The 24,854-nt window shown below is 57.7% G+C and carries 28 protein-coding genes; 8 read left to right on the top strand and 20 right to left on the bottom strand.

Annotation, left to right across the window (positions count from 1 at the left end):
* Positions 1-9 precede the first annotated feature (9 nt).
* Positions 10-612, top strand: a complete 603-nt coding sequence (locus WG939_RS04940) for an LppP/LprE family lipoprotein (RefSeq protein WP_339983292.1) — start codon at positions 10-12, stop codon at positions 610-612.
* Between the two features lie 105 nt (positions 613-717).
* Here WG939_RS04940 and rpsQ read toward each other — a convergent pair whose 3' ends face one another.
* Genes rpsQ through rpsJ form a run of 11 tightly spaced genes read right to left on the bottom strand, consistent with a single transcriptional unit; the run spans position 718 to position 5,887 of the window.
* Entirely contained in the window at positions 718-1,005 is a 288-nt protein-coding gene (rpsQ, locus tag WG939_RS04945) for a 30S ribosomal protein S17 (protein WP_339983294.1), read from the bottom strand.
* A 2-nt stretch (positions 1,006-1,007) separates the two neighbouring features.
* The gene (gene rpmC, locus WG939_RS04950) at positions 1,008-1,238 is read right to left on the bottom strand and encodes a 50S ribosomal protein L29 (RefSeq protein ID WP_339983296.1); all 231 of its coding nucleotides are present in this window, start codon (positions 1,236-1,238) and stop codon (positions 1,008-1,010) included.
* The gene (gene rplP, locus WG939_RS04955) at positions 1,238-1,654 is read right to left on the bottom strand and encodes a 50S ribosomal protein L16 (protein ID WP_339983298.1); all 417 of its coding nucleotides are present in this window, start codon (positions 1,652-1,654) and stop codon (positions 1,238-1,240) included. The genes rpmC and rplP overlap by 1 nt, the downstream gene beginning before the upstream one ends.
* 2 nt (positions 1,655-1,656) lie before the next feature.
* The gene (gene rpsC, locus WG939_RS04960; protein WP_339983300.1) at positions 1,657-2,403 is read right to left on the bottom strand and encodes a 30S ribosomal protein S3; all 747 of its coding nucleotides are present in this window, start codon (positions 2,401-2,403) and stop codon (positions 1,657-1,659) included.
* The gene (gene rplV / locus WG939_RS04965) at positions 2,403-2,765 is read right to left on the bottom strand and encodes a 50S ribosomal protein L22 (RefSeq protein ID WP_339983302.1); all 363 of its coding nucleotides are present in this window, start codon (positions 2,763-2,765) and stop codon (positions 2,403-2,405) included. The genes rpsC and rplV overlap by 1 nt, the downstream gene beginning before the upstream one ends.
* 3 nt (positions 2,766-2,768) lie before the next feature.
* The gene (rpsS, locus tag WG939_RS04970) at positions 2,769-3,047 is read right to left on the bottom strand and encodes a 30S ribosomal protein S19 (protein ID WP_018023292.1); all 279 of its coding nucleotides are present in this window, start codon (positions 3,045-3,047) and stop codon (positions 2,769-2,771) included.
* Between the two features lie 14 nt (positions 3,048-3,061).
* A complete protein-coding gene (gene rplB / locus WG939_RS04975) occupies positions 3,062-3,904 on the bottom strand; it encodes a 50S ribosomal protein L2 (protein WP_339983307.1) in 843 nt (280 codons plus the stop codon).
* Positions 3,905-3,934: 30 nt separating this feature from the next.
* Positions 3,935-4,240, bottom strand: a complete 306-nt coding sequence (gene rplW, locus WG939_RS04980; protein WP_339983309.1) for a 50S ribosomal protein L23 — start codon at positions 4,238-4,240, stop codon at positions 3,935-3,937.
* On the bottom strand, positions 4,240-4,896 hold the full coding sequence (rplD, locus tag WG939_RS04985; protein ID WP_339983311.1) for a 50S ribosomal protein L4: 657 nt from the start codon (positions 4,894-4,896) through the stop codon (positions 4,240-4,242). Before rplD ends, rplW begins: the two co-directional genes overlap by 1 nt.
* Positions 4,893-5,549 (bottom strand): 50S ribosomal protein L3, encoded by a 657-nt coding sequence (gene rplC, locus WG939_RS04990; protein ID WP_339983313.1) that lies wholly within the window; start codon positions 5,547-5,549, stop codon positions 4,893-4,895. Before rplC ends, rplD begins: the two co-directional genes overlap by 4 nt.
* Positions 5,550-5,581: 32 nt before the next feature.
* Positions 5,582-5,887 (bottom strand): 30S ribosomal protein S10, encoded by a 306-nt coding sequence (gene rpsJ, locus WG939_RS04995; protein WP_003848085.1) that lies wholly within the window; start codon positions 5,885-5,887, stop codon positions 5,582-5,584.
* Between the two features lie 568 nt (positions 5,888-6,455).
* Between rpsJ and WG939_RS05000 the strand changes: the two genes are divergently transcribed.
* The 6 genes from WG939_RS05000 to WG939_RS05025 are packed head-to-tail and all read left to right on the top strand — an operon-like array spanning position 6,456 to position 8,793.
* Complete coding sequence (locus tag WG939_RS05000; protein ID WP_339983315.1) at positions 6,456-6,806, top strand: Asp23/Gls24 family envelope stress response protein; 351 nt, start codon at positions 6,456-6,458, stop codon at positions 6,804-6,806.
* A gap of 5 nt (positions 6,807-6,811) precedes the next feature.
* The gene (locus tag WG939_RS05005; RefSeq protein WP_339983318.1) at positions 6,812-7,078 is read left to right on the top strand and encodes a hypothetical protein; all 267 of its coding nucleotides are present in this window, start codon (positions 6,812-6,814) and stop codon (positions 7,076-7,078) included.
* 9 nt (positions 7,079-7,087) lie between these two features.
* Positions 7,088-7,279 (top strand): hypothetical protein, encoded by a 192-nt coding sequence (locus WG939_RS05010; protein ID WP_339983320.1) that lies wholly within the window; start codon positions 7,088-7,090, stop codon positions 7,277-7,279.
* A 1-nt stretch (position 7,280) separates the two neighbouring features.
* Positions 7,281-7,700 (top strand): Asp23/Gls24 family envelope stress response protein, encoded by a 420-nt coding sequence (locus WG939_RS05015; RefSeq protein WP_339983322.1) that lies wholly within the window; start codon positions 7,281-7,283, stop codon positions 7,698-7,700.
* Positions 7,697-8,230 (top strand): DUF6286 domain-containing protein, encoded by a 534-nt coding sequence (locus WG939_RS05020; RefSeq protein ID WP_339983324.1) that lies wholly within the window; start codon positions 7,697-7,699, stop codon positions 8,228-8,230. The genes WG939_RS05015 and WG939_RS05020 overlap by 4 nt, the downstream gene beginning before the upstream one ends.
* Positions 8,227-8,793, top strand: coding sequence for a hypothetical protein (locus WG939_RS05025; RefSeq protein ID WP_339983326.1), 567 nt, complete (start codon positions 8,227-8,229; stop codon positions 8,791-8,793). The genes WG939_RS05020 and WG939_RS05025 overlap by 4 nt, the downstream gene beginning before the upstream one ends.
* 178 nt (positions 8,794-8,971) lie before the next feature.
* On the opposite strand, the gene tuf is transcribed toward WG939_RS05025, so the two are convergent.
* The 4 genes from tuf to rpsL all read right to left on the bottom strand — a co-directional run bounded on the left by tuf (position 8,972) and on the right by rpsL (position 13,677).
* On the bottom strand, positions 8,972-10,162 hold the full coding sequence (gene tuf / locus WG939_RS05030; RefSeq protein WP_339983328.1) for an elongation factor Tu: 1,191 nt from the start codon (positions 10,160-10,162) through the stop codon (positions 8,972-8,974).
* A 307-nt stretch (positions 10,163-10,469) separates the two neighbouring features.
* Positions 10,470-12,596 carry an elongation factor G gene (fusA, locus tag WG939_RS05035; RefSeq protein WP_339983330.1) on the bottom strand — a complete coding sequence of 709 codons (2,127 nt, stop codon included), beginning with the start codon at positions 12,594-12,596 and terminating at the stop codon, positions 10,470-10,472.
* 240 nt (positions 12,597-12,836) lie between these two features.
* Positions 12,837-13,304, bottom strand: coding sequence for a 30S ribosomal protein S7 (gene rpsG / locus WG939_RS05040; RefSeq protein ID WP_339983332.1), 468 nt, complete (start codon positions 13,302-13,304; stop codon positions 12,837-12,839).
* Between the two features lie 4 nt (positions 13,305-13,308).
* Positions 13,309-13,677 carry a 30S ribosomal protein S12 gene (gene rpsL, locus WG939_RS05045; RefSeq protein ID WP_047239507.1) on the bottom strand — a complete coding sequence of 123 codons (369 nt, stop codon included), beginning with the start codon at positions 13,675-13,677 and terminating at the stop codon, positions 13,309-13,311.
* A gap of 216 nt (positions 13,678-13,893) precedes the next feature.
* Between rpsL and WG939_RS05050 the strand changes: the two genes are divergently transcribed.
* Positions 13,894-14,520 (top strand): DUF1707 SHOCT-like domain-containing protein, encoded by a 627-nt coding sequence (locus WG939_RS05050; protein WP_339983335.1) that lies wholly within the window; start codon positions 13,894-13,896, stop codon positions 14,518-14,520.
* Between the two features lie 98 nt (positions 14,521-14,618).
* Here the strand turns inward: WG939_RS05050 and WG939_RS05055 are convergent, their stop codons facing one another.
* The 5 genes from WG939_RS05055 to rplJ all read right to left on the bottom strand — a co-directional run bounded on the left by WG939_RS05055 (position 14,619) and on the right by rplJ (position 24,782).
* Complete coding sequence (locus tag WG939_RS05055; RefSeq protein WP_339983337.1) at positions 14,619-18,602, bottom strand: DNA-directed RNA polymerase subunit beta'; 3,984 nt, start codon at positions 18,600-18,602, stop codon at positions 14,619-14,621.
* 120 nt (positions 18,603-18,722) lie between these two features.
* On the bottom strand, positions 18,723-22,220 hold the full coding sequence (gene rpoB / locus WG939_RS05060; RefSeq protein ID WP_339983746.1) for a DNA-directed RNA polymerase subunit beta: 3,498 nt from the start codon (positions 22,218-22,220) through the stop codon (positions 18,723-18,725).
* A 287-nt stretch (positions 22,221-22,507) separates the two neighbouring features.
* Positions 22,508-23,443: a DUF3068 domain-containing protein gene (locus WG939_RS05065; protein WP_339983339.1), complete on the bottom strand. Its 936-nt coding sequence runs from the start codon at positions 23,441-23,443 to the stop codon at positions 22,508-22,510.
* Between the two features lie 358 nt (positions 23,444-23,801).
* Entirely contained in the window at positions 23,802-24,188 is a 387-nt protein-coding gene (gene rplL, locus WG939_RS05070; protein ID WP_339983341.1) for a 50S ribosomal protein L7/L12, read from the bottom strand.
* Between the two features lie 75 nt (positions 24,189-24,263).
* Entirely contained in the window at positions 24,264-24,782 is a 519-nt protein-coding gene (gene rplJ, locus WG939_RS05075; protein WP_208768657.1) for a 50S ribosomal protein L10, read from the bottom strand.
* Positions 24,783-24,854: the final 72 nt, after the last annotated feature.

The following is a 24,854-nucleotide window of genomic DNA, read 5'->3' on the forward strand; positions in this document are numbered from 1 at the left end:
GAAGACAACATGACCCGCACCATTCGTCGCTTCGCCATTGGCCTGGCAGCCCTCATCCCACTGGGACTTGCCTCCCCTGCTCAGGCCTTCACCCTCCCAGACCTCAGCTCCGGAATCATCCCATCACCTCAGCCTCCAGCACCAATTGGCAACATTCCTTCCCCGGTGGACAACGATCCGAACTGTGGCGTGGGATTCGAGGACGGCTTCGCTACCTACATCGAGCAGATCGCGCCACCATCGGACTTCACGCGCTGGGAATTCACTGGCGAAACGAACTTCAATCCCTGCCGAGACCTCAGCTACGCAGAGCTTCGTGAAGTAACAAAGGCTACCCCTGGAAAGAAGCAGTACTTGCTCTTCCACCGAGGACAGTTCATCGGCACCACGCTCGAACGGGGCTACGACTTCCAAACCGTCCGCGTTGCCGACGACTCCTCACTCACCATCGACTACCACTACTGGAAGAACAACGATGCCGATCCTGGCAAGTACGCCGGCGCCCTCACCTTCCGTTGGGACGGCGAGAAGGTAGCCACCGAGGGCACGCTTCCCGACGACTTCCTTGCTGGTGCCCAGTCGCCACAGCGCCCACCGCTGTCCTCCTGGTAGCGACAAGCAGCCTTTGGCGCGTCGACAAGCGCAGCAAAAAGCCCCAGCCAAATTGACTGGGGCTTTTGTGATGGAATTGCGGGCTAGCCGCATATTCCGTAGGACTTACTTAGCCTTCTCGACGATCTCGACGAGACGGAAGTGCTTGTCCTTAGACAGTGGGCGGGTCTCCTCGATCTTGACGAGGTCGCCGATGCCAGCGATCTCGTTCTCGTCGTGAGCCTTGACCTTCGAGTTGGTACGAATGGTCTTGCCGTACAGTGCGTGCTGCTTACGGTCTTCCAACTCGACGACAATGGTCTTGTTCATCTTGTCGGAAACGACGTAGCCGGTACGAACCTTACGTGCGCCCTTTTCCTTCTTAGCGGTGTTGTTCACAGTTGCCTCACTCATGATTAAGCCTCAGCTCCCGGGACAACGGACAGGCCCAGCTCGCGCTCACGAATGATCGTGTAGATGCGGGCGATGTCCTGCTTGACCACGCGCAGACGGCGGTTGTTGGTCAGCTGGCCGGTAGCCATCTGGAAGCGCAGGTTGAACAGCTCTTCCTTGGCTTCCTTCAGACGGGTGGTCAGCTCTTCAGCGCTGAGCTCGCGGAGCTCGTGTGCAGCGATACCAGATGCCATTAGAACTGGTCCTCCTTACGAACGATGCGGACCTTGCATGGCAGCTTCTGGCCTGCGCGACGCAGGGCCTCGAAAGCGATCTCCTCATTTGGGTAGGACATTTCGAAGAGGATACGGCCAGGCTTAACGTTGGCGACCCACTTCTCCACGCCACCCTTACCGGAACCCATACGCACACCGAGTGCCTTCTGGGTCAGTGGACGGTCTGGGAAGATGTTGATCCACACCTTGCCACCACGCTTGACGTGGCGGTTGATGGCGATACGAGCGGACTCGATCTGACGGTTGGTGATGTAGGCAGGCTCGAGAGCCTGGATGCCGTAATCACCGAAAGTGACGCGGTTGCCGCCCTTGGACACACCGGTGCGGTGTGGACGGTGCTGGCGACGGTACTTGACGCGCTTAGGGATAAGCATTCTTAGCCCTCCTGCTTCTGCTCAGCACGCTGACGGCGCTGACCACCGCGGCGTGGACGCTCGCGACGGTCGCCGCGACCGCGACGCTCTGCTGGTGCGTTGAGTTCGGACTCGCGACGGCCACCTACGACGTCACCCTTGTAGATCCACACCTTGACGCCAATGCGGCCGAACGTGGTGTGAGCCTCCCAGGTGCCGTAGTCGATCTCGGCGCGAAGGGTGTGCAGCGGAACGCGACCCTCGTGGTAGCGCTCGGTGCGAGACATCTCGGCACCGCCGAGACGACCAGAACATACAACCTTGATGCCCTTGACCTGTGGCTGACGCATTGCGCCCTGGATTGCCTTGCGCATTGCGCGACGGAATGCCACACGGTTGGTGAGCTGCTCGGCGATGGACTGAGCCACCAGCTGAGCGTTAGCGTCGATGTTCTTAACCTCGAGGATGTTGAGAGCAACCTGCTTGCCGGTGAGCTTCTCCAGCTGGCCACGGATGCGGTCAGCCTCGGAACCACGACGACCGATCACGATGCCCGGGCGGGCGGTGTGGATGTCGACGCGGACGCGGTCGCGGGTGCGCTCGATGACAACGTCGGCGATGCCGGCGCGGTCGAGGCCCTTAGCGAGGAACTGGCGGATCTTGATGTCTTCTGCGATGTAATCGGAGTAAGACTTGTCGGCGTACCAGTGGGACTTCCAATCGGAAGTGATGCCCAAGCGTAGGCCGTGTGGATGGATTTTCTGGCCCACTACTTGGCCCCTTCCTTCTGGCTTTCGACAACCACGGTGATGTGGCTGGTGCGCTTACGGATGATGTATGCACGACCCTGAGCACGTGGCTGGAAACGACGCATCGTTGGGCCCTCGTCGGCGTAAGCCTCAGAGATGACCAGGGTGCGTGGGTCCAGGCCGAAGTTGTTCTCAGCGTTAGCGGCTGCGGATGCAACGACCTTTGCTACTGGCTCTGCAGCGCCCTGTGGGGCGTACTTCAGGATTGCCAGTGCCTCGGACACGGACTTGCCGCGAACGAGATCGATGACGCGGCGTGCCTTCATCGGGGTGACCCGGACGAAGCGCGCAGTCGCGCGGGCGGTGGTGATTTGGTCACTCATCGCTTATCGACGTCCCTTCTTGTCTTCCTTGACGTGACCCTTAAAGGTCTTGGTTGGTGCGAACTCGCCGAGCTTGTGGCCAACCATGGAGTCGTCGATGAACACCGGTACGTGCTTACGACCGTCGTGGACGGCGAAGGTGTGACCGATGAAATCAGGCAGAATGGTGGAACGGCGAGACCAGGTCTTGATGACCTGCTTGGTGCCCTTTTCGTTCTGAGCGTCGACCTTGTTGAGGAGGTGCTCATCGACAAACGGGCCCTTCTTAAGGCTGCGTGGCATTTTCTATCCTCCTCTTAGCGCTTCTTGTTCTTGTTGGAGCGGCGACGACGTACGATCAGACGATCGGACGGACGGTTAGGCTTACGGGTACGACCCTCTGGCTTGCCCCATGGGGAAACTGGGTGACGACCACCGGAAGTCTTACCTTCACCACCACCGTGTGGGTGGTCAACCGGGTTCATAACGACACCACGGACGGTTGGGCGAACGCCCTTCCAGCGCATACGGCCGGCCTTGCCCCAACGGATGTTGATCTGGTCAGCGTTGCCGACCTCACCAACGGTTGCGCGGCAACGGATGTCAACGCGACGGATTTCGGAAGATGGCATACGCAGGATTGCGTACTTGCCTTCCTTACCGAGCAGCTGAATAGAGGTACCAGCGGAACGTGCCATCTTGGCACCGCCACCTGGCTTGAGCTCCACGCAGTGGATGGTTGCACCAGCAGGGATGTTGCGCAGTGGCAGGTTGTTACCAACCTTGATGTCGGCGTTAGCGCCGGACTCAAGGATCATGCCCTGCTTGAGGCCCTTAGGAGCAATGATGTAACGCTTCTCGCCATCACGGAAGTGAAGGAGAGCAATGTTAGCGGTACGGTTCGGGTCGTACTCGATGTGAGCGACCTTTGCGGTGATGCCGTCCTTGTCAGAGCGACGGAAGTCGATGACGCGGTACTGGCGCTTGTGTCCGCCACCCTTGTGACGAGTAGTGATGTGGCCGTGAACGTTACGGCCGCCCGACTTGGACAGTGGGCGCAGCAGAGACTTCTCCGGAGTCGAGCGAGTGATCTCCTCGAACATCGAAACGGAGCTCTGGCGGCGACCCGGGGTTGTCGGCTTGTACTTACGAATAGCCATAGTTTTTCTGGTCCTTAACTTTCCGCCCGATTAGGAAGCGGAACCGCCGAAGATGTCGATTGGATCGCTGCCCTCGCGCAGGGTGACGATGGCGCGCTTGGTAGCCTTACGCTGGCCATAACCGGTGCGGGTGCGCTTGCGCTTGCCCTCACGGTTGATGGTGTTAACGGAAGCAACCTTGACACCAAAGATCTGCTCGATAGCAATCTTGATCTCAGTCTTGTTGGAGGATGGAGCAACGAAGAACGTGTACTGTCCCTGCTCCATGAGGCCGTAAGACTTCTCGGATACGACCGGTGCGAGGATGATGTCGCGTGGATCTGCGATGGTAGCCATTACTTAGCCTCCTCCTTGGCCGCGCCAGTTGCGCGGTCGATGAAGGTGTTAAGAGCTTCAACAGAGAACACGATGTCGTCAGACTTGAGGACATCGTAGGTGTTCAGCTGATCAGCAGCCAGGGTGTGAACGCCTGGCAGGTTGTTAACACTCTTCCATGCGGTGATGTCTTCACGGCCGAGGACGACGAGCACGTTGCGGCGCTCGGTCAGACGCTCGATGAAAGCGCGTGCAGACTTCGTGGATGGGGTCTGACCCGGAACCAGCTCGGTAACCACGTGAATACGATCGTTGCGTGCACGGTCGGACAGGGAGCCGAAGAGTGCAGCCTTGATCATCTTCTTAGGGGTACGCTGCTCGTAGTTACGAGGCTGTGGGCCGTGTGCGATGCCACCACCGGTGAAGTGAGGAGCGCGGATCGAGCCCTGACGAGCGCGACCGGTGCCCTTCTGACGGAATGGCTTCTTGCCGCCACCGGAGACCATGGCACGAGTCTTCGTGGCATGGGTGCCCTGGCGAGCAGCAGCGAGCTGTGCGTTAACGACCTGGTGCATCAAAGCAATGGATGCCTCGCGGTCGAAAATCTCTGCAGGCAGCTCAATCGTGCCGTTCGTCTTACCATCAGCGGTGTGGACGTCAAGCTTCAGATTGGTCATGCGTGTGCACCGCCCTTCACTGCGGTCTTAACGGTTACGAGGCCGCCGCGAACACCAGGGATTGCACCCTTGATGATCAGCAGGTTTGCCTCGGCGTCAATCTTCTGAACCTTCAGGTTCTGGGTGGTGACGCGGTCATTACCCATGCGACCTGCCATGCGGGTGCCCTTGAAGACACGGCCTGGGGTAGCACAAGCACCAATACCACCGACGCGGCGGTGTGCTGCCTGGTTACCGTGAGCAGCGCCCTGGCCTGCGAAGCCGTGGCGCTTCATGCCGCCGGCGTAGCCCTTACCCTTGGAGGTACCGGTGACGTCGACGAAGGTGATGCCTTCGAAGATGTCGACGGTGACGTCCTGGCCGAGCTCGTAGCCGGAAACATCATCCATACGGATTTCCGCTACGTGACGGCGTGGGGTAACACCAGCCTTTGCAAACTGGCCGGTTGCAGGCTTGTTTGCCTTGCGTGGGTCGATGTCGCCGTAAGCGATCTGGATAGCGTTGTAGCCATCGGTTTCTACGGTGCGAATCTGGGTGACGACACATGGACCAGCTTCAACGACGGTAACCGGAATAACGCGGTTCTCCTCGTCGAAGATCTGGGTCATGCCGAGCTTGGTGCCCAGAATGCCCTTTACTTCGTTTACACTCATTGTTTATTCTCCGCCAAGTATCTTCTGGTCGATTACTGGATGTTCACATCGACGCTGGCCGGAAGATCGATGCGCATGAGAGCGTCAACGGTCTTTGGCGTTGGGTCGAGGATGTCGATCAGACGCTTGTGAGTACGCATTTCGAAGTGCTCACGAGAGTCCTTGTACTTGTGTGGAGAACGAATAACTGCGTAAACGTTCTTTTCAGTAGGCAGTGGCACTGGGCCAACAACACGGGCACCGGTACGGGTGACCGTCTCGACGATCTTCTTTGCGGAAGCGTCGATTGCCTCGTGGTCATAGGCCTTGAGCCTAATGCGGATCTTTTGTCCCGCCACGCTTATCCTCTTCCTTCGCTGTCCCACATCAATTCCTGAGCGGTGGGAGTTCGCTGATTTCTCTATAACGTTGTCCGAGCCTTTTCAAAGGGCTTGGCGTACAACGCCAGTTACTTGACTGTCAATCAAATGTGGACTCGATCCAGGAAAGGGCTGAAAGCTCCTAATCACCTGCATGTCGAGCCTCGATTGGAAAGCTTCAAGCACCGTGTTACTCACGCCATGCTCGTGGCTTTACCGTCAAGTGGAAGGGATCTTATCTCGCGATAAGCGTGTTCCTTGCCGACTGCCGCTGTTTATTTGCCATGCCCCTTCAAAAGATCGGTCCTCCAATCCCCGAGGGGATTGAACAACCTCCTTGAAGGAAGTTCATGTTTGCCTCACCATCAGCGCTTCCCTTTGGATTGCACCAAAAGTTCACGTGTTGTTAAAGCAACCTGGATAGTAAACCATGTCAGCACTTAAAACACAAGCCCTTATTCGACTATTTGTTATCAGTTCCACAATTGGCCCACGCTAGTACTCTAGAAGACAAGAACTTTTACGACGATCCAAGGAGCTAGGCGTCATGACCACTGCCAATTTCGACCACGGTCGGACACAGATTGAAGACACCGTGGTGGCAAAGATTGCTGGTATGGCTACCCGGGAAGTGTCCGGTGTTCACTCTCTCGGCAGCGCCGGACGTGCACAGGGCCCGGGACTCACTCAGGGCGTCGTGGTTGAGGTCGGGGAACGCGTGGCCACCGTGGATGTTTCTATCGTCGCGGAATATGGCGTTGCCATTCACGAACTCGCGGAAGTTATCCGCCACAACGTCATCTCCGCGATTGAGAAGATGACCGGTCTCAGCGTCACCAAAGTCAATATCACTGTGCACGATATCTATTTGGGTACCGTCGAGGAAACGGCCGAGTGACGTAGATGTACCCGCTTTCCCAGTTTGACGCCATGAAGCTCGTGGAACAGGTGCTTTCGGTCCCTGGCGTCTCCAGTATGCATCGGGGCGAGTTCGGCGAAATCGCACTGCTCTTTCCCGGGCAACGGGTCCCCGGTGTACGGTGCACAGACCAAGGAGTGGAAGTTCATGTCGTCGCAAAGCGCGATGCAGGCAACCTCCACGACCTCGGATCTGCCATCCGCGCCCGCGCCTCCATCCCAGTCCAGGTCATCATCGGTGACATTGAGTAAGGAACTGACATGACTAATCACGTATACCTCGGCATCGCGCTTGGTCTCGCGCTTGCATTCGCCGGCATTCTTGGTGGCTGGACTGGATTCTTCGTCGCGCTACTGCTGGGTAGCATTGGTGGCCTGCTGGGCGCTCAATTCGACGGCCTCATCGACTCTCGCGAGTTGTGGACCTCCATCACCCGAGGACGCCGTGGTTAACATGTCCGTACGCATCTCCGAGCGCGCGGTGACGAAGGTGGTGGCCGCGGCGACAGCTTCAGTACCGGGCACCACTGGCTTTTCGACGTCCATGGGCCGGATCACCGGTCGCGGTTTTCCACGCTTTGACGTCCAGCTCGATCCAGACGCAGACACAGCCACCATCGAAGCATTTATAGCGGTCACCTGGCCTTGCCCAGTCGGCGCCGTAGCCGCCGCCGTGCGCGACCACATCATTGAGCATGTGGGGGTGCTCTGTGGCATTGAAGTCTTGGCATGCAACGTGGTGGTCGGCCCTGTCCTTCCTTCAAAGGAACGCATCACAAAGGAATCGCTGGCTCTGCCGGCGCTGCAGCCTGCCCCGGTCCCCGCTCCCCCGTCACTGAGGCTGCAGCCAATTACGGTAGGTGGTCGCCGGTGAAACCGTATAAGCCGAAGGCAATGCCTGCCTCACAGGTCGTTGCTGTCCTGCTCAGTCTTGGAGCTTTCGGACTCGCAGCAGCAGCGGCTCGCGAACTGTGGACCAAGCGCACCGGCACCGCCTTGGAAAGCTGGCTTCGTCCAGTTTTCGACACCATCTCCCGCGCTCACTTCGAATCCTGGATGTTTCCCGCTGGGGTAATTTCGGCCGTCGTTGGATTAGTTCTGGTCATCATCGCGCTGAAGCCACGGCCAAGCACGCATGAAGCGTTGGCTGCAGCACCGAATTTCTGGATCCGAAATGTTGACGTCGCACGCCTCTGCACCGCAACGGCTGAACGAGTCCCAAGTGTGGCCACCGCATCCACCTATGCTGCTCCTCGGCACGTGACCGTCACCATCACCGGAAGCGACCGCCATGCGGATCTCGCCGAGCGGGTCGCGGAAGCAGTGCAGCCGATCCTCGATCAGCTTGCAGACGAGCGCACGTTGACAGTTAAACTGCATTCGCTAAGCGAGGCCGAACAATGACGAAGCTAGAAGATTTCCTGAACCGACTATTCGTATTTGTGGTTGGTTGCGCTGCGTTGTTCGTAGGGCTGCTGGCCGTCGGTCTCTATTTCGATGTACCAGCAGCTCAAAGCTTTGTCGACGCCCTCCGGCCACGTGAATGGGGCGCCGTACCGAATTCACCGTGGTTCCTTTTCACCGTGGGCTCGCTCGGTGTCTTCATGCTTGCTTTGGGCTTTTTCGGGCTCGCTCTCAACCTGCAAAGCCACAGAATTCGGCGAATTGAGTCACCGGAAAGCGACCGATTCGGCACGATTAGCTTCGATATCTCTGAGGTTGCTGACGCCGCCGCTCAGACGTTTGCCGAGGTGCCGAAGGTCATTCGCAGCCGGGCTGTTGTGAAGGAAGACCGTGGCAGAAAGCTGCTCATCATCACTGTTGACGCGGAAGCTACGGCAAACCTGTCGCAGCTGACAGCGCATGCTGCTTCAGTAGAAGAAGATCTCGCCCAAGTCATCGCTGATGACTCAATTGCTACCGTGTTCCAGTTTCACGTAGCTCCGGTTGAGCGCCTGGCAGGTTAGTTGCTCCGCACGTACGGGTACCGGCGATGTAGTACTACTACCAACTACGCCGTTAATCCTGCCTTTTGGGACGCTTTTCCGTAGTAGTACTACAGCGCCGGTACACATATATAAGACAAGAAAAGAGCCCAGCCGAATCGGCTGGGCTCTTTCTCTGATGTGTTAAATCAGCAAGTTATTACTTGATGATCTTGGTAACACGACCAGCGCCAACGGTGCGGCCACCTTCGCGGATAGCGAAGCGCAGGCCCTCGTCCATAGCGACTGGCTGGATCAGGGTGACGGACATGTCGACGTTGTCGCCAGGCATAACCATCTCGGTGCCCTCAGGGAGCTTCACAACACCGGTAACGTCGGTGGTGCGGAAGTAGAACTGTGGACGGTAGTTGTCGAAGAATGGGGTGTGGCGGCCACCCTCGTCCTTGGACAGAACGTAGACAGAGCCCTCGAACTCGGTGTGAGGGGTGTAAGCGCCTGGCTTAGCGATGATCTGGCCGCGCTCAACGTCTTCGCGCTTGATGCCGCGGAGCAGCAGACCACAGTTGTCGCCAGCCTCGGTGTAGTCGAGGAGCTTACGGAACATCTCGATACCGGTAACGGTGGTGGTGGTGGACTTCTCGCGGATACCGAGGATTTCAACTTCCTCGTTAACCTTCAGGGAGCCACGCTCAACACGGCCGGTAACAACGGTGCCACGACCGGTAATGGTGAAGATGTCCTCGACAGGCATGAGGAATGGCTTGTCGGTCTCACGAACTGGGTCAGGAATGTTGTCGTCACAAGCCTGCATGAGCTCGAGAACGGAGTCAACCCACTTCTGCTCGCCGTTCAGGGCGCCCAGAGCGGAGATGTGAACGATAGGAGCCTCTTCGTCGTACTCCTGCTCAGCGAGAAGCTCGCGAACTTCCATCTCGACGAGCTCGATGATTTCCTCATCGTCAACCATGTCGCACTTGTTCAGAGCAACGAGGATGTAAGGAACGCCAACCTGGCGAGCGAGAAGAACGTGCTCACGGGTCTGTGGCATTGGGCCGTCGGTAGCAGCAACAACGAGGATTGCGCCGTCCATCTGAGCAGCACCGGTGATCATGTTCTTGATGTAGTCGGCGTGGCCAGGAGCGTCGACGTGTGCGTAGTGGCGCTTCTCGGTCTGGTACTCAACGTGGGAGATGTTGATGGTAATACCACGTTCCTTCTCTTCCGGTGCCTTGTCGATGGCATCGAAAGCGAAAGCCTGGTTGAGGTCTGGGTAAGCGTCAGCCAGAACCTTGGTGATTGCAGCGGTGGTGGTGGTCTTACCGTGGTCAACGTGACCGATGGTGCCGATGTTTACGTGAGGCTTCGTACGCTCGAATTTCGCCTTTGCCACTGTATGTCCTCCTGGACTTCATGGTGGCTACGACCTTCGCAGCCACATTGGTGGTTTATATCCGAACCCACTGCAAGCCGCTAGGCGACCTGAGATGGGCACAGCATTATTTCTGCCAGTTACATGATACTAGGGCTACCAGGGCAAGAAAACAAACCCCTAGGTACCCCTAGCGATGCCTTGAGTAATGGCCAGCTCAACACCCCTTTTAAAGGACACTCAGCAAGCCACTACTCGGGCAACTATTCGCATTATAGGAGGGCCAGAGTAACTGACAAAACTAGCCCTCCCTTTGCGCAAATACGGCTTACTTGCTGCCGTTACGCTCTGCGATGATCTCGGCTGCCACGTTTGCAGGAACCTCTGCGTAGGAGTCGAAGATCATGGTGAAGTTCGCGCGGCCGGCGGTGCGGGAACGCAGGTCACCGATGTAGCCGAACATCTGGGAAAGAGGAACCTTAGCCTTAACGACCTTGGCGCCAGAGCGGTCTTCCATTGCGGAGACCTGGCCACGACGGGAGTTGATGTCGCCGATAACGTCGCCCATGTACTCCTCAGGAGTGGTGACCTCAACGGCCATCATTGGCTCGAGAAGAACTGGCTTTGCCTTTTCGACTGCAGCCTTCAGAACCTGAGCGCCAGCAATCTTGAAGGCCATTTCAGAGGAGTCAACGTCGTGGTATGCACCATCGACGAGGGTTGCCTTGATGTTGACCAGTGGGTAGCCAGCGAGGAAGCCGTACTGCATTGCGTCCTGGATGCCAGCGTCGACGGATGGGATGTATTCCTTTGGAACACGACCACCGGTAACGGCGTTCTCGAACTTGTAGATTGGGGACTCGCCCTCTTCGAGCTCCTCCGGTGCTGGAGCGTAAGGCTCGATGGAGACGATGACCTTTGCGAACTGACCGGAGCCACCGGTCTGCTTCTTGTGGGTGTAGTCGAGGTTCTCGACTGCCTTGCGAATGGTCTCGCGGTAAGCAACCTGAGGTGCACCGACGTTTGCCTCAACCTTGAACTCGCGCTTCATGCGGTCAACAAGAACGTCGAGGTGGAGTTCGCCCATGCCGCCAATGACGGTCTGGCCGGTCTCTTCGTCGAGCTTAACGGTGAAGGTTGGATCCTCTTCAGCGAGCTTCTGGATAGCGGTACCCAGCTTCTCCTGGTCAGCCTTGGTCTTAGGCTCGATGGCGACCTCGATAACAGGATCCGGGAAGTCCATGGACTCGAGGATGATCTGGTCGTTGACATCACAGAGGGTGTCACCGGTGGTGGTGTCCTTCAGACCGATGAAGGCGTAGATATTACCAGCGTGTGCAGCGTCAACAGGGTTTTCCTTGTTAGCGTGCATCTGGAACAGCTTACCGATGCGCTCCTTCTTGCCCTTGGTGGAGTTCATCACCTGAGCGCCTGGCTCGCAAACGCCGGAGTAAACGCGGACGAAGGTCAGCTTGCCGAAGAATGGGTGAGCAGCAATCTTGAACGCAAGAGCAGCGAATGGCTGGTCGTCAGCAGGCTTACGAACGAGCTCGGTGGACTCGTCGCCAACAGCGTGGCCGTGAACCTCGCCGATGTCCAGTGGGTTAGGAAGGAAGTCGATGACTGCGTCGAGCAGAGGCTGGATGCCCTTGTTGCGGTATGCGGTACCACACAGAACTGGGTAGACCTCGGAGTTGACGGTCATCTTGCGGATGGCCTTCTTGATCTCCTCAACGGTGAGCTCTTCGCCACCGAAGTACTTCTCCATGAGCTCTTCGTCGGACTCTGCAACGGTCTCGAGGAGCTTCTCGCGCCACTCGTTAGCCTTGTCAACGAGGTCAGCTGGAATCTCTTCAACGGTAGCTGGGGTACCAACCTCAACCTTGCCGCGCCAGGTCAGAGCCTGCATGTTGATGAGGTCGACAACGCCGTCGAAGTCATCTTCTGCGCCGATTGGGATCTGCAGAACCAATGGCTTTGCGCCGAGGCGGTCGATGATGGTGCCAACGGTGAAGAAGAAGTCTGCACCGAGCTTGTCCATCTTGTTAACGAAGCAGATACGTGGCACGTCGTACTTAGCAGCCTGACGCCACACCTGCTCGGACTGAGGCTCAACGCCTTCCTTGCCGTCGAAAACTGCGACAGCGCCGTCGAGAACGCGCAGGGAGCGCTCAACCTCAACGGTGAAGTCAACGTGGCCCGGGGTGTCGATGATGTTGATCTGGTTTTCGTTCCAGAAACAGGTCACGGCAGCGGAGGTAATGGTGATGCCGCGTTCCTTCTCCTGCTCCATCCAGTCGGTGGTAGCGCCACCATCGTGGGTCTCGCCGACCTTGCGGTTGATGCCGGTGTAGAAAAGGATACGTTCGGTGGTCGTCGTCTTACCAGCATCGATGTGAGCCATGATGCCGATATTGCGAACCTTGTTCAGGTCCTTAAGCACTTCTTGTGCCACAGTGGTTCCCCAACTCGTTCGTTGTGGCCAATTTAAGCTTCTCGACGGCTGTGTCTGACACGCCATATCGATGGCCAAATTCGCCGATGAATATGGTACTCGATCAATTCTGCCATTCTTTGGCCAGTTTTACAGCCTAAGAACGGACTTAAGGGCAAAAGGCCCCGCACCGAAGTCGCCGCAACTCCCCTATTGAAGGAGCCGGGTGGATCGGCGACGGGGCCTTTGTTACCGCAGCTACTACCAGCGGTAGTGAGCGAAGGCGCGGTTAGCCTCAGCCATCTTGTGGGTGTCTTCGCGACGCTTCACGGAAGCACCGAGACCGTTGGAAGCATCCAGGATCTCGTTAGCGAGACGCTCAACCATGGTGTTCTCACGACGCTGGCGGGTAAAGGTCACGAGCCAACGGAGAGCGAGGGTGGTTGCACGACCTGGGCGAACCTCAACAGGAACCTGGTAGGTTGCGCCACCGACGCGGCGGGAACGAACCTCGAGGTCTGGCTTAATGTTGCCAAGAGCCTTTTCCAGGGTCAGAACTGGGTCGGTGCCGGTCTTCTCACGGCAAGCCTCGAGTGCGCTGTAAACGATGCGCTCTGCGGTGGACTTCTTGCCGTCCAGCAGAACCTTGTTTACGAGCTGGGTAACAGTTTCAGAGCCGTATACCGGGTCCTTGACGACCGGGCGTACTGGAGCCTTTCCCTTACGCATTTACTTATCCCTTCTTTGCGCCGTAGCGGGAACGTGCCTGCTTGCGGTCCTTAACACCCTGGGTGTCAAGTGCGCCACGCACGATCTTGTAGCGAACACCTGGGAGGTCCTTCACACGACCGCCACGAACGAGCACCATGGAGTGCTCCTGGAGGTTGTGGCCCTCACCTGGGATGTAAGCGGAAACCTCGATGCCGGAGGTCAGGCGCACACGGGCAACCTTACGCAGTGCAGAGTTAGGCTTCTTAGGAGTGGTGGTGTAAACACGGGTGCACACACCACGACGCTGAGGGGAACCCTTCAGTGCAGCGGTAGCGACCTTCGTGCTCTTATCATGGCGGCCCTTGCGGACCAGCTGCTGAATAGTAGGCATTGAATGTCTTTCGATTTTGACGATGTTAGTTTCAGCCTTGGAAACTTTGGGTAGACAAACGAAAAAAGGGGCTCTTTCCGGGGCCGCTACCGTAAGTTTCCATCGCAACGCACCGAACTGGACGTTTGCAAGGCTCCCACCATGAAAACGTGGGACTGCAACGAACACTACCGCACTGACCTACGAATTCCCAAATCCGCCAGTACGATGGGCCTTATGAACCCACCCCAGATTCGTGCCACCGATAACGAACGCAATCAGGTCATTGCGGTCCTGAGCCAAGCCCTCACCAATGGCCAGCTTGACTTCGCGGAGTATGACGAACGATCCAAGGCCGTTATGCAGGCAAAATACCGGGACGAGCTTCTGGCACCACTTCATGACCTTGTGCACGAACCAGCAAAAGTGATCAGTTCCGATATTGTCAGGCGACCCGATGCGGACATCGCGACGTCTGCACAGACAATTTCACCTTCTACCGCGGGTGACTCATTCTCGTTCTCACTGATGGGAGGATCGGAGAAGAAGGGCGCATGGACTATCGCTCCTTCCCACACCTCGATCACCTTGATGGGTGGCAACACCATTGACCTGACTAAGGCTACTTTCGCTGGTCGCGACGTCACGATCCATGCCTGGGCTGTTATGGGCGGTATCGACATCATCGTGCCTGAAGACGTACGAATTCGGTGCGATGGCGTGGCCGTCATGGGTGGATTTGAGGTCACGGATGACCGAGAAGTGACCATCGTGCTTAATGATCTTCCGGAAAACTCCCCTACGTTGCGCGTGACTGGACTAGCACTGATGGGCGGGGTGACCATCAAGCGCGTACGCCGCTAGCGCTTTTCCATACTGAAAACCCCGCTTCGCGCCCTCCCACCCACTGGGAGGTTGTCTGTGCGAAGCGGGGTTTTACTTATCTAAAGCAGACCGAGGGCCTAGAAGGTCTCGTCGAGAGGCACGGAGGCGCCGGTGAACTCACCGTAGCCGTCGTCGCCGTAGATCGAATCGCCGTAGGTTGGGATCGAGTAGGCGGCGTTTCGTGCTGCTTCGGTTGGCTTGACCGAGATGTTGCGGTAGCGCGAGATACCGGTACCAGCTGGGATCAGCTTACCGATGATCACGTTCTCCTTGAGGCCGATCAGCTTATCGGAACGCTTGTTGATGGCAGCGTCGGTAAGCACGCGGGTGGTCTCCTGGAAGGAGGCCGCGGACAGCCAGGACTCGGTTGCCAGGGAGGCCTTGGTGATACCCATGATCTCGGAACGCAGCTCGGCTGGCTGGCCGCCGTCGGCAATTGCCTGGGCGTTGGCGCGCTTTGCTTCGGAGAGATCGACCAGGGTGCCCGGCAGGAATTCGGTGGAACCGGATTCGATGACGGTACCGCGGCGCAGCATCTGGCGGATGATGATTTCGATGTGCTTGTCGTGGATGGCCACACCCTGGGCGCGGTACACGGCCTGCACTTCATCAATCAGGTGCTGCTCAACGCCACGTCGGCCGAGGACCTCGAGCACGTCGTGTGGATCGGCTGGGCCACGCAGGAGGCGGTCGCCCACCTCAACATGGTCGCCTTCACGCAGCGTGCGCTCGATCATGGCGTCTGGGTTGGATTCCATTGGAACCTTCACCATGGCCAGGCCCTGACGCTTGGACAGCTTCTCGTAGATGACGTCGTCGGAACCATCGTCCGGGGTGATTGTCAGGGTGTAGAAGTTGCCCTCGTCCTCGAGGTGGACCTTACCTGCGACAGAAGCGATCGGCGCGCGGTTCTTAGGAACGCGGGCTTCGAAGAGCTCCTGAACACGTGGCAGACCACCGGTAATGTCGCCACCGACACCACCCTGGTGGAACGTACGCATTGTCAGCTGGGTACCAGGCTCACCAATGGACTGTGCAGCGACGATGCCGACTGCCTCTCCGATGTCGACCTGGTGACCGGATGCCATGGACTTGCCGTAGCACTTTGCGCAAACACCGGTTGGGGTCTGGCAGGTCAGGACGGAGCGAACCTTGATCAGCTCAACACCAGCGTCGACCAGCTTGTCGATCTCGAGCTCGCCCAGGTCGGTACCTGCAGGCAGGACAACCTCGCCGGCCTTATCGACGGCATCGGCAGCCAGCACACGGCCGGACACGGAGGTCTCGACCAGGGAGTGGCGGACGAACTTGTCGCCGGACTTCTCGGAGACTGGGACGCGGACGCCCTGACGGGTGCCACAGTCCTCTTCGCGAACGATGACGTCCTGTGCGACGTCGACGAGACGACGGGTGAGGTAACCGGAGTCTGCGGTACGCAGTGCGGTGTCGGCCAGGCCCTTACGGGAACCGTGGGAGTTGTTGAAGTACTCGAGAACCGTCAGGCCTTCACGGAAGGAGGTCTTGATTGGTCGGGTGATGTAGTCACCCTTCGAGTTCACAACCATGCCCTTCATGCCGGCCAGGGTCCAGATCTGACGCATGTTACCTGCTGCACCAGACTTAACGATCATTGGAATTGGGTTGTCGTCTGGGTACAGTTCCTCGACAGCCTTACCAACCTCGTCGGTTGCGTCCTTCCACAGCTCAACCAGGCGGTCATAACGCTCGCGGGCGGTGAGCTTACCGAACTGGAACTTAGTCTCGATGGTACGAGCTTCAGCCTCGTAACGGTCGAGCATTTCGTCCTTGTTCGGGAGAACGAGCACGTCAGACATGGTGATGGTCACGCCGGAACGGGTTGCCCAGTAGAAACCGGCGTCCTTCATCTTGTCCATGGTCTGAGCGACCGTGATCATTGGGTAGCGAGCGGAGAGGTCAGTAATGACGTCGCCGAGCATGATCTTGTCGGAACCGCCACCCTTACGGACCATGACGCCCTCAAGGTATGGGTAGTTCCAAGGCAGGAGCTCGTTGAACATGATGCGGCCCAGGGTGGTCGATGCCAACCAGGTGTCGCCCTTGTTCCAGCCCTCTGGGAACTGCTCTGCTTCGATGTCTGCAGGTGGACGCAGGTGAGAGATACGCACCTTGATCGGAGCCTGCAGGCCGAGTACGCCACGGTCGTAAGCCATGATGGCTTCTGCCATGGAGGAGTAAACGCCCTGAGCGATGCCATCCTTAGTTGCAGGCTGGTATGCGCCCTGGCCACCGAACTCGTCCAGGCTCTTTTCCAGGGTCAGGAAGTAGAGGCCGGTCACCATGTCCAGACGTGGCATAGCCAGTGGCTTACCGGATGCTGGGGACAGGATGTTGTTGGAAGCAAGCATCAGCACGCGAGCTTCAGCCTGTGCTTCTGCGGACAGTGGCAGGTGGACTGCCATCTGGTCACCGTCGAAGTCAGCGTTGAATGCTTCACAGGCCAGTGGGTGCAGCTGAATTGCCTTACCTTCAACGAGCACTGGCTCGAAGGCCTGGATACCGAGGCGGTGCAGCGTAGGTGCACGGTTCAGCATCACTGGGTGCTCGGAAATGGCCTCTTCGAGGACGTCCCACACCTCTGGACGCTGGCGCTCAACCATGCGCTTTGCAGACTTGATGTTCTGTGCGTAGTCGTTCTCAACCAGACGCTTCATGACGAATGGCTTGAACAGCTCGAGAGCCATCAGCTTTGGCAGACCACATTCGTGGAGGCGCAGCTGAGGACCAACGATAATAACGGAACGACCAGAGTAGTCGACACGCTTACCCAGCAGGTTCTGGCGGAAGCGACCCTGCTTGCCCTTGAGCAAGTCAGACAGGGACTTCAGAGGGCGGTTGCCCGGACCAGTGACTGGACGGCCGCGACGACCGTTGTCGAAGAGCGCGTCCACAGATTCCTGCAGCATGCGCTTTTCGTTGTTCACGATGATCTCTGGTGCACCCAGGTCGATCATGCGCTTCAAACGATTGTTGCGGTTGATCACACGACGGTAGAGGTCGTTGAGGTCGGAGGTTGCGAAGCGACCACCGTCAAGCTGAACCATTGGGCGCAGCTCTGGTGGGATCACTGGGATGCAGTCCAGGACCATGCCAGCAGGATCGTTGCCGGAGCGCTGGAAGGCTGCAACAACCTTCAGGCGCTTGAGGGCACGCATCTTCTTCTGGCCCTTGCCGTTGTTGATGATCTCGCGGAGCTCTTCAGCTTCCTTATCCAGGTCGAAGCCACGGATGAGCTCCTGAATAGCCTCAGCACCCATGCCGCCGGTGAAGTAATCCTCGTAGCGGTCGACGAGCTCGGTGTAGATGGTCTCGTCGATGATCATCTGCTTTGGAGCGAGCTTGACAAAGGTCTGCCAGATCTCTTCCAGGCGGTCGATCTCGCGCTCTGCGCGCTCACGGATGTGCTGCATTTCCTTTTCGGCAGCGGAGCGAACCTTCTTCTGGGCGTCGGCCTTTGCGCCGGCAGCCTCGAGTTCAGCGAGGTCCTCTTCCAGCTTCTGAGCGCGCTCGGCGAGCTCAGACTCCATGTCTGCCTCAACGTCCTTCTTCTCCAGGAGCATTTCTGCTTCCAGGGTGGACAGGTCGTTGTGACGTGCCTCTTCATCAACGGAGGTGATGATGTTGGCAGCGAAGTAAATGATGCGCTCCAGGTCCTTTGGAGCAAGGTCCAGCAGGTAGCCCAGGCGAGATGGCACGCCCTTGAAGTACCAAATGTGGGTCACTGGAGCGGCGAGCTCAATGTGGCCCATGCGCTCACGACGCACCTTGGACTTGGTCACCTCAACGCCACAGCGCTCACAGATGATGCCCTTGTAACGGACGCGCTTGTACTTGCCACACTGGCATTCCCAGTCGCGGGTTGGACCGAAGATGCGCTCGCAGAAGAGGCCGTCCTTCTCAGGCTTGAGCGTACGGTAGTTAATGGTCTCAGGCTTTTTGACCTCGCCCTTGGACCAACGACGGATGTCGTCGGCGGTTGCGAGTCCAATGCGGAGCTCGTCGAAGAAGTTGACGTCGAGCACGTAACTCCCTTTCCCTTTATGTCTTGGGTTTTAAAAGTTCTTGTTCGTTTTCGCCTTTGCGCCTTATCGACGGCCACAGGTGGTGACCACTCATGGCCGTCGATAAGCGCCTAAGACCAGCTACGCGATGTCGTCGGTGCGCTCGTCGCGGGACAGGTTAATGCCCAGGGACGCGCCAGCCTGATCGAACTCATCATCGTCGGAGGTACCCAGTTCCATTGGGGTGCCGTCTGCGGAGAGAACCTCCACGTTGAGGCACAGGGACTGGAGTTCCTTGAGGAGAACCTTGAAGGACTCAGGAATACCTGGGTCTGGGATGTTCTCGCCCTTGACGATGGCTTCGTAGACCTTCACACGACCGACCACGTCGTCAGACTTGATCGTCAGCAGCTCCTGCAGGGTGTAGGCAGCGCCGTATGCCTGCATTGCCCACACTTCCATTTCACCGAAGCGCTGGCCACCGAATTGGGCCTTACCACCGAGTGGCTGCTGGGTAATCATGGAGTAAGGGCCGGTGGAACGAGCGTGGATCTTCTCGTCAACCAAGTGGTGCAGCTTCAGGATGTACATGTAGCCGACAGACACTGGGTATGGGAATGGCTCGCCGGAGCGGCCATCAAACAGCTGTGCCTTACCGTTTTCGTCAACCATGACGTCGCCGTCGCGGTTAGGCAGGGAGTTGCCGAGCAGACCTGCAAGTTCCTCGTTGGATGCACCGTCGAACACTGGGGTTGCGGTCAGGGATCCAGCTGGAACGTCGTAGAGCTCCTCAGGGAGGGTCTTCAGCAGTTCAGCGTTTTTTGGATCCTCTGGATCGATCTTCCAACCAGCGGCTGCGAGCCAGCCGAGGTGAACTTCGAGCACCTGGCCGATGTTCATACGACGAGGCACACCGTGGGTGTTCAGGATGATGTCGACAGGAGTGCCGTCCGGCATGAATGGCATGTCTTCCTGAGGCAGGATCTTGCCAACGACACCCTTGTTGCCGTGGCGGCCAGCGAGCTTATCGCCGTCCTGGATCTTGCGCTTCTGTGCCACGTAAACGCGGATCATCTCGTTGACGCCAGGAGCGAGATCGTCGTCCTCTTCGCGGGAGAAGCGACGAACGCCGATGACCTTACCGGTTTCGCCGTGAGGAACCTTCATGGAGGTGTCGCGAACTTCGCGAGCCTTTTCGCCGAAGATGGCTCGGAGCAGGCGCTCTTCTGGGGTGAGCTCGGTCTCGCCCTTAGGGGTGACCTTACCGACCAGGATGTCGCCGTCGCGGACGTCTGCACCGATGCGGACGATACCGCGCTCGTCGAGGTCCTTGAGCACGTCCTCGGAGACGTTCGGGATTTCACGGGTGATCTCTTCGGCACCAAGCTTGGTGTCGCGAGCGTCGATCTCGTGCTCCTCGATGTGGATAGAGGTCAGGATGTCCTCTTCCACCAGGCGCTGGTTGAGGATGATGGCGTCCTCGTAGTTGTGGCCTTCCCATGGCATGAATGCCACGAGCAGGTTGCGGCCGAGGGCCATTTCACCGTTAGCGGTACCTGGACCGTCGGCAAGCACCTGTCCAGCCTCAACACGGTCGCCCATGTTGACCAGTGGCTTCTGGTTGTAAGAAGTGCCCTGGTTGGTGCGCTGGAACTTACGGAGCATGTAGGTGTCACGGATGCCGTCATCGCCCATGATGGTGATGAAGTTGGCGTCCATGTTCTCGACGATGCCGGCCTTCTTGGAGATGATGAGGTCGCCTGCGTCGTATGCTGCGCGCTTCTCCATGCCGGTGCCCACGTAAGGAGCCTCGGAACGAACCAGTGGCACAGCCTGACGCTGCATGTTCGCACCCATCAGTGCACGGTTAGCGTCGTCGTGCTCGAGGAATGGAATCATGGCGGTTGCCACGGAAACCATCTGGCGTGGGGAGACGTCCATGTAGTCGATGGTCTTGGAATCGACGACCTCGATGTCGCCGTTCTTCAGACGAACAACCACGCGGTCTTCCACGATCTTGCCGTTTTCGTCGACGTCGATGGAAGCCTGAGCGATGACGAAGCGATCTTCTTCGTCAGCGGTCAAGTACGCGATCTGGTCAGTGAGAACGCCGTTTTCTACCTTGCGGTATGGGGTCTCAATGAAGCCGAAAGCATTCACCTTGGCGTAGGAAGCCAGGGAGCCGATCAGACCAATGTTCGGGCCTTCCGGAGTCTCAATTGGGCACATGCGGCCGTAGTGAGATGGGTGAACGTCGCGGACCTCGATGCCGGCGCGCTCACGGGACAGACCACCTGGGCCCAGTGCGGACAGACGACGCTTGTGCGTCAGGCCCGACAGGGAGTTGTTCTGGTCCATGAACTGGGACAGCTGGGAAGTACCGAAGAACTCACGAATCGCTGCGGAAACCGGGCGAACGTTGATCAGGGAGGTAGGAGTGATGGACTCTGCATCCTGCGTGGTCATGCGCTCGCGAACGACGCGCTCCATGCGGGACAGGCCAACACGAACCTGGTTCTGGATCAGCTCACCAACAGTGCGCAGACGACGGTTACCGAAGTGGTCAATGTCATCGGTTTCCACTGGGATGATCTCGCCGGTTGGGGAGGTCATCTGGGTCTCGCCAGCGTGCAGACGCACGAGGTATTCGATGGTGGTAGCGATGTCCTCTTCGGTGAGGGTCATCAGGCCCTCGTGGTCGCCGCCGAGACCGAGCTTGCGGTTGACCTTGTAACGACCAACCTTGGCAAGGTCGTAACGCTTCGCCTTGAAGAAGGAGTTGTCCAGCAGGGACTGTGCAAGGTCGCGGGTAGGCTGCTCGCCTGGGCGCTGCTTGCGGTAGATCTCCAGGAGTGCCTCGTCGGTGTTTGCGACACCGTCGGACTCGAGGGTGGACATCATGATCTCGGAGAAGCCGAAGCGCTCCTTGATCTGCTCGGTGGTCCAGCCGAAAGCCTTCAGCAGAACGGTCACCGGCTGACGACGCTTGCGGTCGATGCGGACACCAACGGTGTCGCGCTTATCGACGTCAAATTCCAGCCATGCACCACGAGAAGGAATCACCTTCACGGCATGCAGTGGGCGCTCGGTGGACTTGTCGATCGACTGATCGAAGTACACACCTGGGGAACGCACCAGCTGAGAAACAACGACACGTTCGGTGCCGTTGACGATGAACGTGCCCTTGTCCGTCATCATTGGGAAGTCGCCAATGAAGACCGTCTGCGACTTGATTTCGCCGGTCTCATTGTTAACGAATTCCGCGGTGACGTACAGCGGCGCGGAGTAGTTGATGTCCTTGTCCTTGGACTCGTCAATAGAGTGCTTAACCTCTTCGAAGCGAGGCTCAGACAGGGACAGAGACATGTTTCCGGAGTAGTCCTGAATTGGGGACAATTCCTCCAGGATGTCTTCGAGACCGCTGGTCACGCGCTGGCCTTCGCCGACTTCTTCCTGCATGCGGGCACGCCACTCCGGCGTACCAATCAGCCATGCGAAAGACTCGAGCTGAAGGTCCAGGAGACCTGGGACCTCGATTGGCTCCGTTACTTTAGCGAACGAGTATCGCTTCGGAGCTCCAGGGATTTCGGCCATAGACTTGGTCTGGCGGGAGACTGCCAAGATGCGTCCTTCCAGCACCTCACGCAACTAACACCCCTAAAAGTGGGTACGGAGCATTAGTCACTTACTTTGAGCATTCGGTCTGCTTTAGGATCCTCCCCAGTTTTCCACCATCAGACCTGGGCCTGAATAGCACGGAATGACCTTGTCAAATCGGTTTTTTCATTCCGATTGCCAAGGTCTTTCAAAAAACTGGTTACAGATTCCAGTGCAACGAAACAGCCTATATCAATCTCACCTGGAAGTAAAGCGATTGCCGTTGCGGGGACTCTAACACAACTTTGCGCTCTGCAGTACCGACACGCCTATTGTTTACGCCCAAACAATCCAAATACGCCCGCGAGTCCAACGACGATCAGCAGGGCACCAAGCCCGGTTGCAATCCAATTGATCAGCTTCAAAGTCGAGCCATCATTGATGTTCGCGGCCTGCGCAAGTTTCTCGCTACGAGCTTCTTCGGACATGGTGCCGTCGAAAAGCAGCGCCTGTTCCTTCTTCTCTCCGGTCTTGGTGCCGTAGAAATCATCGAGCTTTTCGTGGACGTCGACCACGAGGCCGGACTTCTGGTCCACAAAGTAGTCGCGCGTGCCCGAGTGGAAGAGGTAGGTGGTCTCCTCCCCCAACTTCTTCGTATTGAATGGGCCTGCGTAGCTCATCGCGACGTTAGTCGGCTCAATGTTCTGACGGTAGCGGTAAACCGTGCGGCCATCGATCGTGAGCTCTTCCTGGAATTCGGCAGGGATGGCCTTGCGGAGCGTCACATCAAAGACCTGGTAAGTGGTTTGCTCCGCACCAACCGGGAATTTCACCCAGAGGGAATCGATCGGCACCTGTTTGGAAGAGCTAGCCGGCTGATCGTTCATCGTTGCTTCCGTTAACGCCAGTCCCGTGAAGCGGTCCAGGCGATAGCTCCACACTGTGGCGTCGATAAGGCGGTCCAAATCAGACTGGTTGCTGTCGCGCATCGTGGTCACGCCGATGCGCGCGGTGACGGAATTGGTATCCACCGGATCCATGAACTCGGAGTGATACTGCCGCGTGACTGGTACCGTGACCACCTTGTCCTGCTGATGGATATAGGTCTTTGCCTTCGGATCAGACAGCGTGAAGGTGGTGTTGCCGAGGTTGAGCGGTATGCGCCCATCAAAATGCAGGAAGAAGGGTGCAAGAAGTCCCCAGGCCAAAAGCATGACGCCGAGGCCAATGGTCAAAGCAGAAAAGATGCGGGACTTTGGAAGCATGGTGGCTATGTTACCGGTTCCACGTTGTGTGATGAGAACTCGAGGCGGCTGTCTGGTCGCTTTAGGTTCGGTTTTGACGAAGTCGTTTGGACGAGGATTCGTAGACACTGGTTGGCGGCCGGGTTCGGATCCAGCGATTCTCGTCAAAACAATCTCGTCAAAAGCAAATGAAACGGCACCCAGCCCACCCAAATCCGACTTTGACGAAGCCGTTTGGACGAGGATTCAAGGTCACCCACCCAGGCCCAAGCACGCATCCAGCGAACCTCGTCAAAACAATCTCGTCAAAAGGCAGCACAAAGACAAAACCCGCTGTCTGGAAACCAGAACAGCGGGCAGCACAAAGAGTAAAGCGAGATTACTTGAGGGTAACCTTTGCGCCAGCCTCTTCGAGCTTAGCCTTAGCAGCCTCAGCGTCGTCCTTGTTAGCACCCTCGAGGATAGCCTTAGGTGCGCCCTCAACGAGCTCCTTAGCTTCCTTCAGGCCCAGGCCGGAAACGATCTCGCGAACAGCCTTAATAACGCCGATCTTCTTAGCGCCAGCATCCTCGAGAACGACGTCGAACTCGTCCTTCTCTTCAGCAGCAGCAGCGCCAGCAGCTGGAGCACCAGCAGCAGCAACTGCAACTGGAGCAGCAGCGGTAACTTCGAAGACCTCTTCGAATTCCTTAACGAACTCAGAGAGCTCGATGAGGGTCATTTCCTTGAAAGCTTCAATGAGCTCGTCCTTGGTGAGCTTAGCCATGATGGCAAGTCCTTTCGTTTGTGTGACTCTGGTGAGTCAGGGAAGTAAATGGTTTGTTTTCCCGGCGGTGGGAAATTATTCGCCTTGCTTCTTTTCCTGGAGCGCAGCGCCGAGGCGTGCGACCTGGGAAGCAGGAGCGTTGAACAGGCCTGCAGCCTTTGCCAAGTTGCCCTTCATGGCGCCAGCCAGCTTTGCGAGAGTGGTCTCGCGGTTATCCAGCTCGGCGATAGCGTCGACCTGAGCTGCGCTCAGAGCGTTGCCATCCATGTAGCCACCCTTGACCACGAATGCCTTGTTGTCGCCACCGAACTTCTTCAGTGCCTTAGCAGCGTCCACAGCTTCGCCCTGAATGAAGGCAACAGCGGTAGGACCGGTAAGGAGATCATCAAGACCTTCAATGCCAGCTTCCTTAGCAGCCAGCTTGATCATGGTGTTCTTGGCGACGGAGTACTGGACATCAGAGCCCAGAGCACGACGCAGTTCGGTGGTCTGAGCCACGGTCAGGCCGCGGTACTCGGTCAGAACGATCGAGTTAGCAGCTGCGAACTTCTCCTTCAGCTCTGCCAGAGCAGCGGTGTTCTTTGCGTTTGCCATTACTTCGCCTCCTTCCTCATGTATATGTACGTTGTCCGCCGAGGTTTCCTGCAAAAACAAAAAACCCCGTGC

The sequence above is a fragment of the Corynebacterium sp. H130 genome (genome assembly GCF_037572395.1).
Classification (GTDB): Bacteria; Actinomycetota; Actinomycetes; order Mycobacteriales; family Mycobacteriaceae; genus Corynebacterium.